The organism is Spongiibacter taiwanensis (genome assembly GCF_023702635.1).
Lineage (GTDB): Bacteria > Pseudomonadota > Gammaproteobacteria > Pseudomonadales > Spongiibacteraceae > Spongiibacter > Spongiibacter taiwanensis.
This window is the reverse complement of the sequence record NZ_CP098455.1, coordinates 3,216,632-3,234,922: the sequence shown is the minus strand read 5'-3', so window position 1 is coordinate 3,234,922 and position 18,291 is coordinate 3,216,632. Positions and strand designations below refer to the sequence as shown.

Sequence of the window (18,291 nt, the reverse complement as noted above, 5' to 3'; positions counted from 1 at the left end):
GAGGCATTTGAGTGAGCAGCGCACTATTTGAAAACCAAGACCTGGTCCTGTTGCAGAGCAGCGTCAGTAAATGGCTCGACAGCCTGCCGGTGGAAGACATTGTCCGGCGCCGGGTGGATGGCAGCGCCAGCCTCCTCGACGGCCTCGTTAGCCTGGGGGCCTTTGCGGTAGCCGTGGACGAAAACTGCGGCGGCGCAGGCCTGGGCTTACCCGGAGTTGCCGTGATTACCCAGGAACTCGGACGCAGGGGATTGCAGGCGCCGGTGATCAGCCAGGGCCTGCTCGCCGTGGACCTGTTAAGCGCCTGCGACACCCCGGATGCCCACACCTGGCTCAGCAAAATCGCCGAAGGCCAATGCCACCTGGCGGTGGCGCCCTTTGACGGCGCGCCCCATCTGCAACTGGCAACCAACGGCACTATCACCGCCCAGTGGCGCTATGTGGCGGACACTCGCCACGCCGATCATTTATTGATGGTTACCCCCGGCCCAGATCCCGCACTGCGCGTGTTGCCGGTATCAGCCCTGACGATCACGCCCCTCGATATGGTCGACGGCAGCGATTTTGCCCATGTGGCCGTTGAGCAGGCCCAAGCCCTGTCGCTGGGAAGCCTGGCTGACGGCGACACACTGGCCCGCATTATGGATCGCACCCGCCTCGCCCTGGCCTGGGAGATGATCGGCCTTGCCGAAACCGGCCTCAGCACAACCTGTGAATACCTGCGGGTGCGCGAGCAGTTTGGCCGCAAGATCGGCAGCTACCAGGCGCTGCAACATCGCCTGGCCAAGGCCTACATCAGTATCGAACTGGCCTCGGCCAGTGCAGAGAGCGCGCTGATGGCTGGCGACGCGCAGGCATTTTCGGTCGCCGCGACCACCGCCAACACCATGGCGGCGGAAGCCCTGCATGCAATGAGCAATGAAACCGTGCAACTCCACGGCGGTATTGGCATGACCGACGAACACCTGACCGGGCACTATCTCAAGCGCGCCCGGGTGTTAGAAACGGTATACGGCGGCCGAGCACCCCTGGCAGCGCGCTTTGCCGAACTCAACGGCTATTAAGATGACCGCGCAGCCAGCGCTGCCTTAACAAGGAATACCCGGCATCGAGCAGTACCGCTAATAAGCAACACCCGCAGCACGCGGCAAACAATACATTGAGTTGTGTCGAATAAAATAATAAGTGGAGCACGACATGAAGAAGATGGTGACGCTATTCGCCCTGCTAGCTACTAGCAGCTACACCCACGGCCAGGACGCTAAGGCCAAACCCGCCAACCGGCTAATTGAAGAAGTGGTTGTGCTAGCCCAAAAGCGCGAGGAAAACATTCAGGACGTTCCTATCTCACTGGCGGCCTTCTCAGCCCAGGCGCTGGATGCCAAGGGTATCGACGACCCCGTTGGGCTGGCTCAGTTCACCCCCGGCCTGACCTACGGCCAATCGGTGAACTTTGCCGTGGTCTATATTCGCGGTGTGGGCACCGACGCCTTTTTGCCCGACTCTGACCCCAGTGTCGCCACCTATATCGACGGCATTTACTATCCCTTTGCCAATGGCCAGGCCCAGGCCTTTGGCGCGGTGGAACGGGTTGAAGTACTGAAAGGCCCCCAGGGTACCCTGTTCGGTCGCAACTCCACGGGTGGTGCCATCAATATCATCACCAAGTCGCCGGGAATAGAGCCCGAGGCCTCAGCCCAACTGATCAAATCCCGTTTCGACACCTTGAAGCAGCGCTACTACCTGAGCTACCCCGTTGGCGACATGCTGGCCTCCAGCGTGTCCTATGTGCGCAGTACCGCCGATCAGTATTACAAGGGCACCCGAGGTGATGGCAATGGTGGCACCACCGGGTTTCCGCAAGAGAACACCGACGGCTACCGCTACAAGCTGCGCTTTTCGCCCACCGACAATATCGACCTGAATCTGGCCTACATTGACTACCAGCAGTACGGCCTGGGCAGCACGGTGATGCCCAATACCGCCCCCAGCCTATTGGCCCAGGCGCTTCAGGTTGAGGCCGAAACCCGGGACTACCACGCCAATGTGGATGTCGCCTCCTACTTTTCGCTGGACAACCAGGTGCTCTACGGTCAGTTTGAGTGGCGTCTGCCCTGGTTCGACCTCAAGCTGCTGGCCAGCGATCAGGATATTTCCACCGACAACGTTTACGACCAGGACGGCTCCGACGCGCCCTTCATCACCTTTGACGCCAAGGGTCAGTTTGCCGATGTCACCACCCAGGAAATTCAGCTGGTCTCCAACGACAGCGCCCCCGACTGGCTGGAATGGATCGTGGGTGCCTACCATCTGGAGCAGGAATCCGGTTTCCCCCTCAACCGCCTGTCGCTGGCCAGCCTGGATATTTCCGACAACGAGCTCTACGGCATTCCGCTGCCATCCCAGCTGATTGATGTGCTCGCCGATTTCGGTGTGCCCGACGGCTTGTCGGTGGGCCTGGTATCACTGCTGGGCACGGAATCCACCGCCTATTTTGCCCAGTCCACCGTGCACCTGAACGACAGTTTCAGCCTGACCCTGGGCGGGCGCTATCAAGAGGAGCGCCGCTACGTGATCGAGTCCAGCATCGGTGCGGTCAATCTGGACGGCTCCCGCACCGACGCGCTATTTTTCAGCACCCCGGAAAAGGAGACCAGCAACTTTTCGCCCAAGGTATCGCTGGCCTACAACCCCGCCGACGATCTGATGATTTACGGCTCCTACACCATTGGCTTCAAGAGCGGCACCTTCAACACCACCAATATTTACGACGAACCGGAATACGTTGACCCCGAGGAAGTCACCAGCATCGAACTCGGGGTGAAATCCCAATGGCTGGACCGCTCCCTCACCTTGAATGGCGCCCTCTTTGAAAACACCATCGACGATCTGCAGGTGCAGTTTGTTTCGCTGATTAGTGGCGGCGCGGTGAGTCTGGAAAACGCCGGCAGCGCGCAAATTCGCGGCGCCGAAGTTGATTCCCAATGGCTACCCGCACCCGAGCGCAATCCCGGGCTAGTGATTACCCTCAGCGCGGCCTATCTGGATTCGGAATATACCGACTACAAGAATGCCAGCGGCTTTGACGAAACCACCGGTCTATACAACATGGGCTTTGGCGACTTCACCGGCAACCGGGTGGTGCGCACCCCCGAATGGACCACTAATCTGGGCGCCAACCAGGTGGTGGCACTGGGTGACACCGGTGAGCTGGAGTTTGCTGCCAGCGCCTATTACAGCAGCGGCCTGTACTTTTTGGCCCAGAACTCATCGGTGTCATACCAGGAGTCCTATACCGTGGTGGATGCCAGCGTGAGCTTTCTGCACTACGCCAGCAACATTCGGGCAACGGTGTTTGGCAAAAACATGACCGACGAGCACTACGCCACCTCACAGATTCACGGCGATGCCGGTCGGGTGGAATACCTCGCGCCACCCCCGGTGTACGGCATTCGCCTGAACTGGGAGTTGATGTAGCCCTCACCCGTACGCTTACGCCGGCTCTGTCCTCAAACCGAGTGCTACCAAAAAAAGCCGCGCCCAAATGGACGCGGCTTTTTTGTGTATTGATCACCTTATGGCGGCTAGCAACGCAGATAGCCAAACCATGCAGCGCACATCACCATTGCAGCGGCAGCGAGTCGATGCCCATTACGGTACCCAGCCGACAGCCATGATCGGCAGCGGGCACCAGCTCAAAAGCCGGTACCCGCTTAAACCATTCTTCGGTCAGAATGCGGATTTCGGCGCGGGCCAGAAAGTGGCCAACACACAGATGCGGGCCCTTGGAGAAGGTGAGGTATTCAAACTTCTCCCGGTCGATATTAAAGGTCAGCGGGTCACTGTTATGACGCTCATCCCGCCCCGCCATCGGCAAGCAGCACAAGATCATTTCGCCAGCTTTCAGTGACGCACCGCCAATCTCAATATCCTGCACGATCAATCGCGGGGTGTTCACCACCCCAAAACAACGCAGGCTCTCTTCCACAAAATTACCAATGCATTCGGGTTCTTTCTCCAGACGCGCCTGCAATGCCTTATCCTGGGCGAGCTGTCGGTACGCAAAGCCGGTCACGTTGGTCACCGTGTCCATGCCACCTAAAAACAGCAGGTAACACATATTCTGGATTTCATCGAGGCGCAGTGCCCTGCCCTCAATCTTCTGACCCAGCAAATAACTGATCAGCTTGTCGTCGGGCTCGCGGCGCTTCTGCTCAATCACCTCGGTCAGCATGCCCACAATCTGCTCGGTGAGTTGGTGAAACTCTTCCTGGGTGTGCGCCTTGAAAAAGGCCTCGGCCAATTCGCGGAATTCCCGCAGACGCGCCAGCGGCATCCCCATAAACTCCATAAAAATGGACACCGGAAACACCTTGGCAACGTCGTACATAAAGTCGCATTCGCCCTTATCCGCCACCTGATCGACAATCTCCGCCGCCCAGCGGCGCACATTATCTTCCATCTGCCGCACATTGCGCGGCGAGAAAAAGGGCATCAGTAATTGCCGGTAAGGAATATTTTCCGGCGGGTCCAGGTTGAGCGGAATAAACAGCGGTGGATTCTCAATGCGCGGAAACTGCATTTCCCGAGCAGAAAACACCGCCGGGTTTTGCACCATCTGAGAGATCAGATCATAACTGGTGGTCACCCAATGGCCGCCATGATGAGGCGTGTAATACAGATCGGGCAGGTCCTGATGGAAAAGCTTGAAATCCCGGTGCACTTCCTCAGAAATGCGGCCATCCGCATACATATCAAAATCAAAGAACAGATGCTCGGGAACGTGGGCCGGGCGTGACAGACTCTGTTGCATCGCAAAACCTCGCTGGCATTTTATTGTTATCTGGGCCGGATATTTGTGGGTCTGCCGGCCGAAGGAATTAGCACGAAGACCTCAACACAGTATAGATGCCATATTACAAATTTAAAATATGTAATATGGCGATTTCGCCCAGACTTTTATAACCCAGCAGCCCATTAACAGACTCGACTTACGTGGCGGGTATCTGCTTTTGCACTGGAAACCGGGCTGCACTGATATAGGCCCCAACCCATACCAGTGCAAAGCATCATCAGAGATCTGAACCGGCGAAGCTGCGACATGGCCAACAACTATTCCAGCCATTTCCGCCACAAGAGACAGCGACAATGCATCTGCCTGCCGAAGGGAATGCACATCCCCACTTCATTGTTGTGGCCATAAGGCGATGCCGAAAAGGCGGCCTCCGTCACGATTCCAATCACTTCGGATTCCGCCGGAAGCTCAGGTCTAATGGTTACATTCATTCACAAGCTTTCAATGGAGGAGCAGGTCAGGCCTAATCTTATTACGTTCCACCGTCATAAAATTGGTTTCGCTCATTAGCTTTATCACCTTGCCGACATAAAATTATAAAAGGAATCAAGGCTATAATGAAAAATGGAAAATCCAAACAAACAAAACTTAAATTATGAGAATTTTTGGCTACTGGCCCATATTTTTCGAAGATGAAGACTCCGGCGATGCAACTGGCGCTAAGAAATGATGCCACTAGAATATTCTTTGATCTTTCATAGAAAAAATTTCTTTTCCAGAAAGGGACTAGCATGAGAGAGAACAAAGGTATTAACAGTAATAATCCGACCCCCCAGTCGCCATTTCGAAATAACATTGGCACCATAAAATACGACGAAGAAAATGAGATCGGGTAAATTGACATCGTTTGCGCGTCATTCCATTGGCGCTCCTTATCATCTTCAGGCACAACCAAACCCCCAAGGGACGCTAACGCCAGATTCTAGAGCGCGCCACGCCGTTGGCGTCAGAGCCATAAGTGACAAAACCGATTTGTCAGATATCACTCGGCACTCCTAAATATAAAGACATTGCAAGGGTCTACTATATCTGCTACAGCGCCGGTAGGCGCGCTTTTGATTGACTTGTTATATTTGCCTGCATTTATACTCCGGGTCTACCACCCACGCACATTTCATTGTATTGATATCACAAGACCAACTAACGTAGTGCCATGAGTTTGTGCATATGAATGAGTCTATTTGTACAACGTACTTTCCGTCACTAAGATTGATGGAGTGGATATGATCCCCTGCACCTTCAGGAAGTGTATCTACTAAGACCCCACTAGATATTAGGGGTACGCCGGAATTAAACATAGATATGATTTCCCGAGCTTTACCTGGCTGAACGCCCTCTCCAAGCAGCAGCTCAGCCGCATGAGCCACTGCGGATAGAATGAGGAGAAGATTAAATAGATGCTTCAATGCATACCTCGAAAAATATAACGCCCTGCGACAGGGGCAGGCAAAAAAGCGCAGCCTTTTGACTGTCCCGCCGCGCTTTTCAGCGGCAACTGCCCGCGATTGCTATGCATTTTGCCGCTCACATATTTGTTGGTCATAATTGAATCTACCACCGGAATCTAAACAGCTATCAATTGCCGCTTGTGTAGAAAAATACTCGTAGCCGAAGTAGATTAAAACCCCAATAACAATCCAAGCAAACACGCCAACTATTGCCACCACAAAGCCATCTTGGTCTACGGACTTAGAAAAAATCCGACATACGGAATAGCCGAGACCTTTAACAAGGACTTCCAAAACTTTTTCAATAAAGAAGTTTCCGAGCAGGCGGAATAAGCCACCTAGCCACTCTCCTGTTACTTCAGCTATTGGCACAATCTCTCCCTAGATGCATAACGCCAAAATCAACGAAAAATACGTCGCGGTGCTTGGCCTTGTTAGGGCAAGCCACCGAGGGCAACCCGAAGACTTTGCATTGCCTTTATGGCGCGATTGTAATGTTTTATCTCGTATTTATTATACTCTCTGTCAGTTAGAAGCATTATATGAACGTTATTCCGAGTATCCCAAAGCCATTCGAGTTCTGCCTGCAACTCTTGATTGATGACGCCATCATCCAAAAGCTTTTGCACTTTCTTTTTAAAATTTTGCTTCCTTCCGCCTCCAGGTTGGCCTTTCAAAACCTCTTTAACGACTGTTTCTGCAACCGTTCCAACCAATGCAATCCCTTGCTTGATCATCATCTCCTTCGCTGTGATAGAAAGATCAGTCCTATTTAGGAGCCAGCGATAGATATCGGAAGTTAATTTTGCATATGCAATATTGCTCTTTAGGGTATGGCACGATAGAAATTGATACTTATGTCTGTGTGACGCGCAAGTTCGAATATAGCCTCGCGGAAATCGGATTTTTGCCTCACCCAGATTCCGATCACCGAGATAGTCGTGAAGAGCCTGCATACGTTCATTAATTTCAGATACTACCTTGGGTATATCTTCATCTGAATCAATCACTGGGAGACATCCTTTCTCAAAAAAGCCCTAACATTTGAATAATAAGCGCACTCGGTTTCTCGGCGAGAAAACCGTTAGAAATTTTCCTAACACATTGCATTTCATAGAATTATTGCGGCCACGCTGCTTAGCGGCGACTGGGCAAAGCGTGCATGCACGCTTCGTAGAATAACGAGGTCCCCATATTTATTTTCGTCACTGTCCTATGTGATTGATCTGCGTCTGTTTTTCTAAACATCAAACTGAGAAAGCGTGCACAGTTCACTGACAAACCGTGCATAAAATCGGCGCGCTCAAAAATATACCGTATATCTCACCCTGCATTAAACGGATTTTTCGCCGCTTGCCGCGGCTACTTCAACAGCGGCAACATCGCTTTAAAGGCTTCGCTTTTGCAATCTTGCATCAGTTCAAACAGGCACATTTCCACCGAGGTCAGCTCGGCGCCACGGCGCTGCATTTTGGCGAGGGCCATCGGGATATTGGCGGCCTCTCTTGAAGACACCGCATCGGTAATCACCTCGACTTCATGGCCTGCACTCAGCATGCCACTCACGGTCTGGTAGACGCACACGTGGGATTCAATGCCGCAGACCAGCCATTGGCGGCGGCCGGTTTTATTCAGTGCCGTCATAAAATCGGGCGCGCCACAGCCACCGAAGCTGGTTTTGGGGATGATCTCGTCATCTTTCAGTAAGTCGCGGAGCTCCGGTACGGTTTCCCCCAGGCCTTTGGGGTATTGCTCCAGGGCGATAACAGGCAGGGAGAGCACCCGGCTGGCCTGAACCAGCTTAACGATATTGGCGACGACGGCATCGCTGTTGTGCATCAGGCTGGCGAGCTTGCCCTGCACATCGACCACTAGCAGGCCGCATTGTTTGAGTTCCAGCATATTAGCTCCGTGATCTATGACTGTTTTGCTCCGCGGATCATGTTTGGTCGCGCTATTGTTCGCTCGTCTCGCCGGCCGCTTCGGCTGCCCCAAGGCGCTGGCGCACCAATGACTCCAGGCCGGTCAGGCCCCAGCGCTTACCCTCGGCGATGGCGGCTTCTTTTTCCACCCCCGCCATACTCGCTCTTAAGGCGATCAGCGCCCCTACCCGGTTGCCGCTCGCGCAGTGTAGCAAGACGGTCTGGTCGGCGGTTTGCGACAGCAGCCGGTCGAGCTTGGCGGCACTATCAAAGTTGATGTCACGCCCACCCGCAATGGGCAGGTGGTGGTATTGCATGCCTGCCGCCGTCACGGCGTCGGCCTCATCAAAACCGCCCTGCTCTGCCCGGGGGCGCAGGTTAATCACATGTTGTACGCCAGCCTCGGCCAGGGCACGCAGCTGGCCCGGGCTGGGCTGGCCACCGGCGTAGGTTTGCCGGGCGGGGTTGTGGTAGTGGTCCAGCACTTTGCCACCGGTCTCTGCCATCGCTGGGGGAACCAGGCAGGCAGAAAACAGGAAAAGCAGACGCAGGAATAAAGGTCGCAATAACCGGGAACCAAGCAGCACGGTGCCGGGCGGCATGCCATAAGGGTTTGTCGCTAATGTCATTATTTTCACCTCTGATATTTTTGGGCTGGCGGTATTGCGCCTGCCTGGTGGGAGCCCCGATGGAAGGCCCCTTTGTCTCGACCATACGGCCGGGCGACAAGTGAGCCGTCGAGCGCCACCGATGCAACTGCGCCATGCCAACAGCTGGTGTTATGACACCCAGACTAGCACAGCCATCGCTTATTCCGTGGCGCTGTTTTGCACCAAAACAATGCCAAAGTGCAAAATCTGTGCGGTTTTATCTCGGTTTTCCCTTCCTTTTACAACTTATTTATTCTGTTAGCCTTACCAAAAGATTCAAGCGTCGGCGCAATCACAGCCGCCCCTTCTTGGAGTTGCGGTACTCATCCATGACAGACCAGGCTAATCATCAATCCACTCAGGCGCTCGGTAGCGGTTTACCAGCCAATACCGTTGCCCTGTTGTACGCATTTATCGCGATGCTGTGGATATTTTTTTCTAGCTGGCTGTTGGATATTGCCCTCACAGACAAGTCGATGCTGGCCACCGTCGAGCAGCTTAAAGGCATTGCCTTTGTCTTTGTCACAGCGCTGCTGCTTCGGGGCGTACTGCGCAACCGGCGTCCGCCAAACCTGCCCACAGAATCCATCGCTCCCAGTAACACAAAACTATCGGTGTTGATTCTGGCATTGCTGCTGTTGGTGCCGCTCATCAGCGTCAGTATTCTGAGCTTCTACGGCCCCCGGCTCAAACGCGAGACCGGCGCCGAATTGGCCGCCGTGGCGAACCTGAAAAGCGCCCAGTTGGAACTGTGGATTAAAGAGCGCCTGCAGGATGTGAGCGCAATCAGTAACAACCCCAGCTTTATCGACAACCTTAACCGCTTTCGCAACAACAATGACGCCGATGCCGCCCAGCGGCTGCGCAACCAGCTCACCTCGGTGCACAACGCCTACCACTATCGCGACGCGGCCTTGATCGATGCCAGCGGCAACAATTTGCTCAACCCGGGCGACCAGGTTCATCCGCCTCTGCTGCAAGAGATGATCAGCTTGGGTGACTTGCAATCCGCTACTACCAGCGAACTCTACCGGGACGAAGACGGTACGCTGCTGCTGGACGTGGTAGACCGGGTAAAAGACAACGCGGGTGTTTACCTGCTGCTGCAGGGCGACCCGGAGCGCTTCATTTTACCAAACATTCTCACCTGGCCCGGCGAACGGAAAACTGCCGGTGTGACCCTTCTGACCCGTGACCAGACCGGGATGCGAGAACTGGCCAACACCGGCAGCACGCATTTTTCGGCCCACGATGGCCAGGAACTGGCCAATGCCCTGAGCCGTCAAAGCGGCAACAGCGGCTTTCTGGAAGTGGAGATGAACAGCGGCGACAGCCACTTTGTTGCCTACCAGCGAATCGCCAACAGCCCTTGGGTACTCGCCACCTCGGTCAACGCCGATGAGGCCATGCAACCGGTGCGGGAACTAGCCATGCTGATCAGCGCCATTTTGCTGGTGACGCTGCTGGCCATTACCGCGATGCTGGGCACCCTGTGGCGGCAACAGCGCCGGGCCCATTCGCTGTTGCTCAAGCTCAGCGTTGATAAATACGAAGCGTCGCTGCGCCAACAGGCCCAGACCTATCAGGAGATATTTGCCGGTAACCCCCACCCCATGTGGATATTTGACTGCGATACCTTCCAATTTTTGGCGGTTAATAAGGCCGCCGAGGTGCAGTACGGCTATAGCCGCGAAGAATTTCTATCGATGGATATCCGTCAGATTCGCTCGTCGGATGAGATCGAGCGCCTGGAAACCAGGGTTGCCAATCGCCCCAAAAACACCATTGTCAAAGCCGGTCTGTGGCGCCACCAACGCCGGGACGGCAGCGAAATCATGGTGGAAATCTCCTGCCATCCGTTGACCTTTGAGGGACGGGAGTCGCTGTTGGTGCTGGCCTACGACGTGACCGAAAGGGAGCAATTGGAAAACCGTTTGCGTCACTCTGAAGACCTGACCCGGGCCACCATTGACGCCCTGCCCCTGCAAATTGCAGTGCTGGATGAAAGCGGCACCCTGACTATGACCAACCGGATGTGGGACCAGTACACGCGGGAGACCAATGGTCGCCGCGGGAAAATGGTGGTAGGCAGCAACTATCCGACCATCGTTCAGGAATCGATAGCTGCAGGCAGCGCCGGCAACCCCGTAGCACCACCACTGCTGGCCGGGGTGAACAGTGTGCTCCGTGGCGAGCGTCAGGAGTTTTCGATTGAGTATCCTAATTTCAAAGGGACTGAAAAGGCCTGGTTTCTGGTCCGTGTTCAACGCTTCCCCGATTCCGCCGACACGCGCATTGTGATCTCCCACGAAAACATCACCGAACGCAAGCTAGCGGATATAGAACTGCGCAAGGTCAACCGTTACTACGGCGCTCTGACCAGTATGAGTAACGCCATTGTCCGCAACCTGGACAGCCCCGAGGAACAGGGTCGCCGGCAGCGCATACTGGATGAAATCTGCCGTATTGCCGCCTATCACGGCGAGCTGGAACTGGTATGGGTGGCCCAGCTCGGTGCGGAAGAAAACACCGCCGACCTGATCGCCTACTCTGGCCAAGCGGTGGGCTTTTTGAAGGACTACAGCGAGTGTAACGAGTTATCCAGCCTGACCCTGCAGGGCGCGATTCGCCAGGCGGTATGTTTTAAAGAGAGCCGGGTGATTCACGACACCCAGGACGATGAGCTCAATAGCGCACGGTACAAGCAGCTCACCGAAAAATGGCACCTACATTCAGTGCTGTCTTGCCCGATTGTGATTCGCGGTGACGTCTGGGGCGCAATTACATTTTACGCGGGTAGCAGTCATTACTTCTCGCCAGATCTGATTCACCTGCTGGAGCAACTGACCGAAGAGCTGGCATACAGCCTGGACATTATCGACATTGAACGCCGCCGGGCCGAGGCCGAAGCCAAGTTACTGCTCAATGCCCGTATTATCGAATCCAGTCATGAAGGGATGTTTATCACCAATGATCAGGGCCGACTGATCATGGCCAATGCCGCAATGTCCAGCATTACCGGCTACGACAACGATGAACTGCTTAACCTCACCCCTCAAGCACTGTCTGCGGAGCCACTAACCCGCACGATGCTTCAGGAAATTGGCAAGTCGCTGAAACTGCGCGGGCACTGGGAGGGCGAATCCTACCATCGCCGCAAAAGCGGTGATGTGTTCCCGGTGGGCCTGTCAATTACCCGGGTAGAGAGCCCCGAGGGCACCCACCACATCTCCATCTGCCGCGACCTGAGCGAACGCAAGGAATACGAAAACCGCATCGCCCATATGATCAGCCACGACGCGCTAACTGACCTGCCTAACCGCAGCCTGTTTGACGCCCGGGTCGCCGACGCCATTAAACAGAATGCCAACCGCAGCGGACAGAAGGTGGCGGTTTTGTTTATCGATATTGACCGCTTCAAGATGATCAACGACTCCCTGGGACACAGCACCGGCGACAAACTGATCAGCGAAGTGGCGACCCGGATTGTGGATTGCTGCGGTGACCCCCGGGCGGTGTGCCGGGTTGCCGGTGACGAGTTTGCCGTGCTGCTCAGCAATATAGAAGACGAGCGCCAGATCAGCCGGGTGGCTGCCGATATTGTCAGCAAGGTGTCCAGCCCCACCCGGGTAAACAATACCGATATTGTGGTAACGGTGTCTGTGGGAGTGGCGGTTTATCCAGACCACGGCAATGACACCGCGACCCTGGCCAAACACGCCAACACGGCCATGGTTCATGCCAAGCGCTCCGGTCGCAACCACCATCGGCTCTACACCAGCAGCATGGAAAAGGATATCGGCCAGCACATCGCCTTTGAGAACGCCCTGCGCAATGCCATTAGCAATCGCGAGCTCAGCTTGGCATATCAGCCCCAAATCAATCTGCTCACCCACGAGGTGGTTGGTGTTGAGGCGCTGGCCCGCTGGCACCACCCACATTATGGCAATGTATCACCAGGGGTGTTTATTCCGGTGGCAGAACGCAGTGGCATGATTATCGAGCTGGGTAACTGGGCACTTCAGGAGGCCTGCGAGCAATCCATGCGCTGGCGCAAACAAAAGCTGCTCGACGTGCCGGTATCCGTCAACGTGTCCTTTCTGCAGTTGTGTCAGGACAATTTCGTACGCCAGGTACGCAGAGTGCTCAAAAGCACCGGCCTGCCACCTCATATGCTTGAGCTGGAGATCACCGAAAGTCTGTTGATGCAGGATGTTGACCGTACCCTGGAAAAACTCAATGCCCTGGCTGAGATGGGTGTGCAGCTGGCCATAGACGATTTCGGCACCGGCTACTCCAGCCTGGCCTACCTTCGGCAATTCCCGGCCAACCGCCTGAAGATCGACAAATCCTTTGTTCAGGATCTGCCTGACAGCCACGATGCAACCAGCATTGTGAATGCCATTATCGATCTGGCCGCCAACCTGGGCATGCGCACCATTGCCGAAGGTATTGAGACCCACGATCAACTGTCGATGCTGGCCGGGTCCCAGTGTGTCGAGGGACAGGGCTATCTCATAGCCAAACCCATCAGCGCAGGCGAACTGGAGCAGTGGATGAAATCCCGGGAATGGGGCGCTATCCATGCGCAGGAGTCTCATGGCTGAGGCGACGCCATTGCGCCAGAAAAAATAAGCAAGACGCACCAATAACGCTCGCCACAGCCATGCCGTTTTCGGTTTTACCGTATAGTCGGCCGGGCCCGAAGCGAGCCAAACTGGCCACGGAATGTAGTGTTTCTGCCGTGCCGTCGCAAAACCCGGAGTAGCCAACCATGTTTAGCTCAGATGAAGTCGAAAATTTTATGGAAATTCTCGTGGCCGAAGAGTTTGAAGCCGCGCAAATTTCCCAGCGATATGATCACGATTATGTGCAGGACCTCTACTGCCTGACCCTCAACGCCCTTCCCGCCCACTATGTGCGTCACTCCATTGATGTGCGCATTAATATGGATCTTGAAGACCGCAGTGCATTGACCGGCAAGATTCAGGCAGCCATGCGCCATGCCCACGGTATTCTGGCGAACGACCGCCGCAAGATGGTTCGCGAAGCCATTTGATTGATGACCGGGGCACTGGCCGGCCCCGTTGAGTTGATTCGTTACGCTGCAGTACAAGGCCATCACACCTCGCGGCAGCCGCTGTCCCGCCCTGAAAAGGGCAAGCCCAGAAAAAAAGAAAATGCGCGTGAAACGCCTAGCGCGAGAGCGGCTTGTTTAACTTCGGCCGGCGATAAAGCTCCTGCAATCGTCCGGCAATTTTTTTCAGGGGCAGCACTTCGTCTACTGCCCCCACCTTGACGGCGGCGCCCGGCATCCCCCAGACGACAGACGAACTTTCGTCCTGGGCCAAGGTGCGACAGCCAAGGTTGTGCAGCGCCAGCATTCCCGCCGCGCCATCTTTGCCCATGCCTGTCAGCATCACCGCAACCGCATTTTTGCCGACCTGCTGCGCCACCGAATGAAACAGCACATCTACCGACGGCTTGTGGCGGTTTACTGGCTCGGCGTCGCTCAGCACGCAGTAGTACCGGGCCCCATCTCGCCGCACCAGCAAGTGTTGATCGCCGGGGGCGATATACACATGACCGTGCAATACCCGCTCGCCGTGGACGGCCTGTTTCACTGTCATTTGGCAAATGCTGTTCATGCGTTGGGCAAAGGGCTCACTGAACATGCCCGGAATATGTTGAACAATGACCATGCCCGGCGTGTCGGCCGGCAGGTTTTCTAGCACCTGGCGAATGGCCTCGGTACCGCCGGTAGAAGCGCCTAATGCAATGATTTGATCAGTGGTCTGAAAGTGCAGGTTGCTGTTCTGGCTGGCTGCAGGCTTGACGATACTGCCACTGCGCGGCGCTTCGCTGCTCTCTACCAGACGGGACACCTTGGCCAAGCGTGCCGCCTTCACCTTGTCGATAATCTGGTTGGCATACTCACGCAGGCCCTGGGCAATATCAATTTCGGGCTTACATACCACGTCAACGGCGCCAAGTTCCAACGCCTCGAGGGTGACCGCCGCCCCCTGCCTGGTCAGCGACGACACCATGACTACCGGCATGGGCCGCAACCGCATAATATTGCGCAAAAACTTCAGCCCGTCCATTCTTGGCATCTCAACATCCAGTGTAATAACATCTGGATTAAGCTTCTTAATTTTCTCTCTGGCAATGAAGGGGTCCGAGGCAACACCAACCACGTCAATCGCCGGATCAGAACTGAGGATTTCAGTGAGAACATGGCGCATCAACGCCGAATCATCCACTACCAAGACCTTTATTGCCGCCACCCCATCACTACGTGACGACTGTTGTTCTGTTTCCATACCACATACCACAACGTCTAAAAGTCCCTGCGGTCAGGCCAAACGCGGTGGCACATGCCGGAGGCAGAAGCGGCGTCCGTCCATTCCAGACCGACGCCAGGTGAACAGCTGATGGTGCACTTGCCCTGGATCAGAGGCGCTCTGTCAGATTGACTCCATTGTGTTTGCCCCCGGGCAATATCACCTCAGGTCGAATAATTTGGATTTGCACCCATTAACAAGGCCCGGGGGATTCCACCCGGGCCTTTTCAAGCGCTTTAGAACTCTTCCCACTCATCAGACTGGCTGCCACGACTGGCCACCTTTGCCTGGCTGCGCAGCCGCGGCGTGATGTCGTGCATCTCGGCAGCGGAAGACTGCGCTGCGCTGCCGCTGCGCGCGGTGCCCTTGTTCCCGACCCGATTGTGATCACTGGCCACCTGGGGCGCCAGCTGCCCCTCAACGTCGCCTGTTTTGAAGAAGGTCATCCGTTCAATCAGCCCTTTAGACAGGGTATCCATTGACTGACTGGCTGCGGCGGCCTGCTCTACCAGTGCGGCATTTTCCTGGGTGACCTTGTCCATCTCCGCAACGGCTCTGTTGACCTGCTCGATACCGGCAGACTGCTCCTGACTTGCCAGGGCAATTTCGGCGATGATGTCTGACACCTTCTTCACGCTGGATACAATCTCTTCCAGGGTGCTGCCCGATTCATCGATCAGGCGGGAACCCTCTTCCACTTTTTCAACGCTGTCGTTGATCAGCGATTTGATCTCTTTGGCTGCACCAGCACTGCGCTGAGCAAGGTTGCGCACTTCAGAGGCCACCACCGCAAACCCACGTCCCTGTTCACCCGCTCTGGCGGCTTCCACTGCCGCATTCAGCGCCAGCAGGTTGGTTTGGAAGGCGATCTCGTCGATGACACCGATAATGTCGGCAATGCGTTTGGAGGAGCTGTTGATCTCGCGCATCGCATCCACCGCGCGACTGACCACGGCGCCACCCTTCTCGGCCTGACTGCGCGCACCGGAGGCCAGATTGTTGGCTTGGGCGGCGTTTTCGGCGTTCTGTTTCACGGTAGCGGTAAATTCCTCCACGCTCGAGGCGGTCTCTTCCAGCGACGCGGCCTGGGCCTCGGTGCGGTTGGACAGATCCATGTTGCCCTGGGCAATTTCAGAGGCAGAGTGACAGATACCAGTAGCGGCTTCACGAATCTGGCGAACCATGTCGCGCAGGTTGTTTACCGAGCTATTTACGGCGTCTTGCATGCCAGCGAACTGGCCCTGGTACTCGCCGCTCATCACTTGCATCAAGTCACCGCTGGACAGCGACTCCATCACTTGCGCGCTTTCTTCCAGCGGCCGGGCGATCATATCCATGAGGTGGTTCATGCCTTTACCGAGGCGCTGGAGGAAGCCCACGGTGGCATCCACATCAATACGGGAATCGAGTTGACCCGCAATGGCACCATCAACCAGATCCTTGATCTGCCGCTCAGCGTTGTCCTGCTCCGCCACAATGGCGTCCATCAGACCGTTAATGGACACACTCAAACGATGCATAAACCCGTTGTAGCGGGACGACTCAAGACGGCTGTCGAGCTCGCCGCGGGAGGCACCCTCAATCAGCGCAGCAATCTGCCGCTCGGCATCTTTTTGTTCGGTGATGTCCTTCCACTCAACCATGTTGCCCATGTATTTACCCTTGGCGTCGAGCACCGCTGTGGCATTCACCTCGAACTCCAGCTCGCCGATCTTGATTTCGGCACGGGCAGGAAGCGCGCTGACATTTGCTAACAGGCCGCGCTGATGGGCGGGGTTTTTGTGGAACTGGTCAATGGATTGGCCGATCAGACGGTCGGCGCTGAAGCCGGGGAAGCGCTGGCGCAACTCGGTTTCACGATTTTTCAACATGGCCACTACGGCCGGGTTAACGTAGGTAATGGTGAGGTTCTCATCACACATCATGATGTTGGTATCGGCGCCATCAACGGCGGAGCGCATCCGCGCCACTTCGATCTCTTTGGCGCGCACATCGGTCACATCCAGCCACTCCAGGGTATTACCGATGTAATTCCCGCGACTGTCGATCTGGGCAGTGACGTTAATATTAAAGACCAGGTCGCCCACATGAATGTCCGCCGAATGGGGCAGGTTGGCCGGGTCTGCCAACATTTTGCGCTGATGCTCGGGGCGCTTGTGGAAGATATCGATACAAGTGCCGACAATGTTATCGACATCAAAGCCGGGGTATACCGTAGCCAGCGCCTCGCGGTGACCTTCAAGCAGTGTTTGGGTGGAGGCGTTGACGTAAGTCACATTGAAGTCGCGATCGATCATCATGATGGCGGTCATCGCGCTGTCAACCGCAGTCTGCAGTCGGGCGACTTCAGTCTCGCGCGCACGTTGCTCGGTTACATCCAGCCATTCCAGCGTGTTACCGATGTAATTGCCTTTGCTGTCCACCTGGGCGGTAACGTTAATATTGAACACCAGCTCGCCAACATGAATATCTGCCGAGTGGGGCAGGTTAGCCGGATTGGCCAGCAGACCGCGCTGATGGGCGGGATTTTTGTGGAAGATATCGATACAGGTGCCGACAATCTGGTTGGCATCAAAGCCGGGGTAGACCGCCGCCAGAGCCTTGGCGTGTTTGCCAAGCAGCGCTCGTGTGGATTCGTTAACGTAGGTCACGTTAAGATCGCGATCCACCATCATGATGGCAGTCATCGCGCTGTCTACCGCCGTTTGCAATCGGGCCACTTCGTTTTCCTTGGCCCGCACGGCCGTCACATCCAGCCACTCCAGGGTATTGCCAATGTAGGCACCGCTGTCGTCGATCTGCGCGGTGACATTGATATTAAAAATCAAATTGCCCACATGAATATCGGCTGAGTGAGGCAGGTTGGCCGGATCGGCCAGCAAACCACGCTGATGGGCCGGATCTTTGTGGAAGATGTCGATACAGGTGCCAACAATGTTATCGACATTAAAGCCGGGATAGACCTTCTCCAGCGCCTCTTTATGCTGATCCATCAGGGATTGAGTGGCGTCATTGACATAGGTGACCACCAGCTCCCGATCTACCATCATGATCGCCGTCATGGCCCCGCCT

The 18,291-nt window shown here is 55.6% G+C and carries 12 protein-coding genes; 4 read left to right on the top strand and 8 right to left on the bottom strand.

Annotated features, from left to right (window positions below; translation table 11 throughout):
• The first annotated feature begins 11 nt into the window (after window positions 1-11).
• Window positions 12-1,064, top strand: a complete 1,053-nt coding sequence (locus tag NCG89_RS14675) for an acyl-CoA dehydrogenase family protein (protein WP_251087310.1) — start codon at window positions 12-14, stop codon at window positions 1,062-1,064.
• Between the two features lie 133 nt (window positions 1,065-1,197).
• Window positions 1,198-3,477: a TonB-dependent receptor gene (locus NCG89_RS14670; RefSeq protein ID WP_251087309.1), complete on the top strand. Its 2,280-nt coding sequence runs from the start codon at window positions 1,198-1,200 to the stop codon at window positions 3,475-3,477.
• A 142-nt stretch (window positions 3,478-3,619) separates the two neighbouring features.
• Here NCG89_RS14670 and NCG89_RS14665 read toward each other — a convergent pair whose 3' ends face one another.
• The 6 genes from NCG89_RS14665 to NCG89_RS14640 form a co-directional block, all read right to left on the bottom strand.
• The gene (locus NCG89_RS14665) at window positions 3,620-4,813 is read right to left on the bottom strand and encodes a cytochrome P450 (RefSeq protein ID WP_251087308.1); all 1,194 of its coding nucleotides are present in this window, start codon (window positions 4,811-4,813) and stop codon (window positions 3,620-3,622) included.
• Between the two features lie 514 nt (window positions 4,814-5,327).
• The gene (locus NCG89_RS14660) at window positions 5,328-5,744 is read right to left on the bottom strand and encodes a hypothetical protein (protein ID WP_251087307.1); all 417 of its coding nucleotides are present in this window, start codon (window positions 5,742-5,744) and stop codon (window positions 5,328-5,330) included.
• A 619-nt stretch (window positions 5,745-6,363) separates the two neighbouring features.
• Window positions 6,364-6,675 (bottom strand): hypothetical protein, encoded by a 312-nt coding sequence (locus NCG89_RS14655; RefSeq protein WP_251087306.1) that lies wholly within the window; start codon window positions 6,673-6,675, stop codon window positions 6,364-6,366.
• A 62-nt stretch (window positions 6,676-6,737) separates the two neighbouring features.
• Window positions 6,738-7,313, bottom strand: coding sequence for a hypothetical protein (locus tag NCG89_RS14650; RefSeq protein ID WP_251087305.1), 576 nt, complete (start codon window positions 7,311-7,313; stop codon window positions 6,738-6,740).
• A gap of 352 nt (window positions 7,314-7,665) precedes the next feature.
• Window positions 7,666-8,205: a hydrolase gene (locus NCG89_RS14645; protein WP_251087304.1), complete on the bottom strand. Its 540-nt coding sequence runs from the start codon at window positions 8,203-8,205 to the stop codon at window positions 7,666-7,668.
• A 52-nt stretch (window positions 8,206-8,257) separates the two neighbouring features.
• A complete protein-coding gene (locus NCG89_RS14640) occupies window positions 8,258-8,854 on the bottom strand; it encodes a protein tyrosine phosphatase family protein (RefSeq protein WP_251087303.1) in 597 nt (198 codons plus the stop codon).
• A 350-nt stretch (window positions 8,855-9,204) separates the two neighbouring features.
• On the opposite strand from NCG89_RS14640, the gene NCG89_RS14635 reads away from it, so the two are divergent.
• Entirely contained in the window at window positions 9,205-13,482 is a 4,278-nt protein-coding gene (locus tag NCG89_RS14635) for a bifunctional diguanylate cyclase/phosphodiesterase (RefSeq protein ID WP_251087302.1), read from the top strand.
• A 167-nt stretch (window positions 13,483-13,649) separates the two neighbouring features.
• Window positions 13,650-13,934: a late competence development ComFB family protein gene (locus NCG89_RS14630; protein ID WP_251087301.1), complete on the top strand. Its 285-nt coding sequence runs from the start codon at window positions 13,650-13,652 to the stop codon at window positions 13,932-13,934.
• Window positions 13,935-14,070: 136 nt separating this feature from the next.
• Here the strand turns inward: NCG89_RS14630 and NCG89_RS14625 are convergent, their stop codons facing one another.
• On the bottom strand, window positions 14,071-15,198 hold the full coding sequence (locus NCG89_RS14625) for a protein-glutamate methylesterase/protein-glutamine glutaminase (RefSeq protein ID WP_251087300.1): 1,128 nt from the start codon (window positions 15,196-15,198) through the stop codon (window positions 14,071-14,073).
• Between the two features lie 257 nt (window positions 15,199-15,455).
• Window positions 15,456-18,281 (bottom strand): methyl-accepting chemotaxis protein, encoded by a 2,826-nt coding sequence (locus tag NCG89_RS16895; protein WP_285236379.1) that lies wholly within the window; start codon window positions 18,279-18,281, stop codon window positions 15,456-15,458.
• Window positions 18,282-18,291 lie beyond the last annotated feature (10 nt).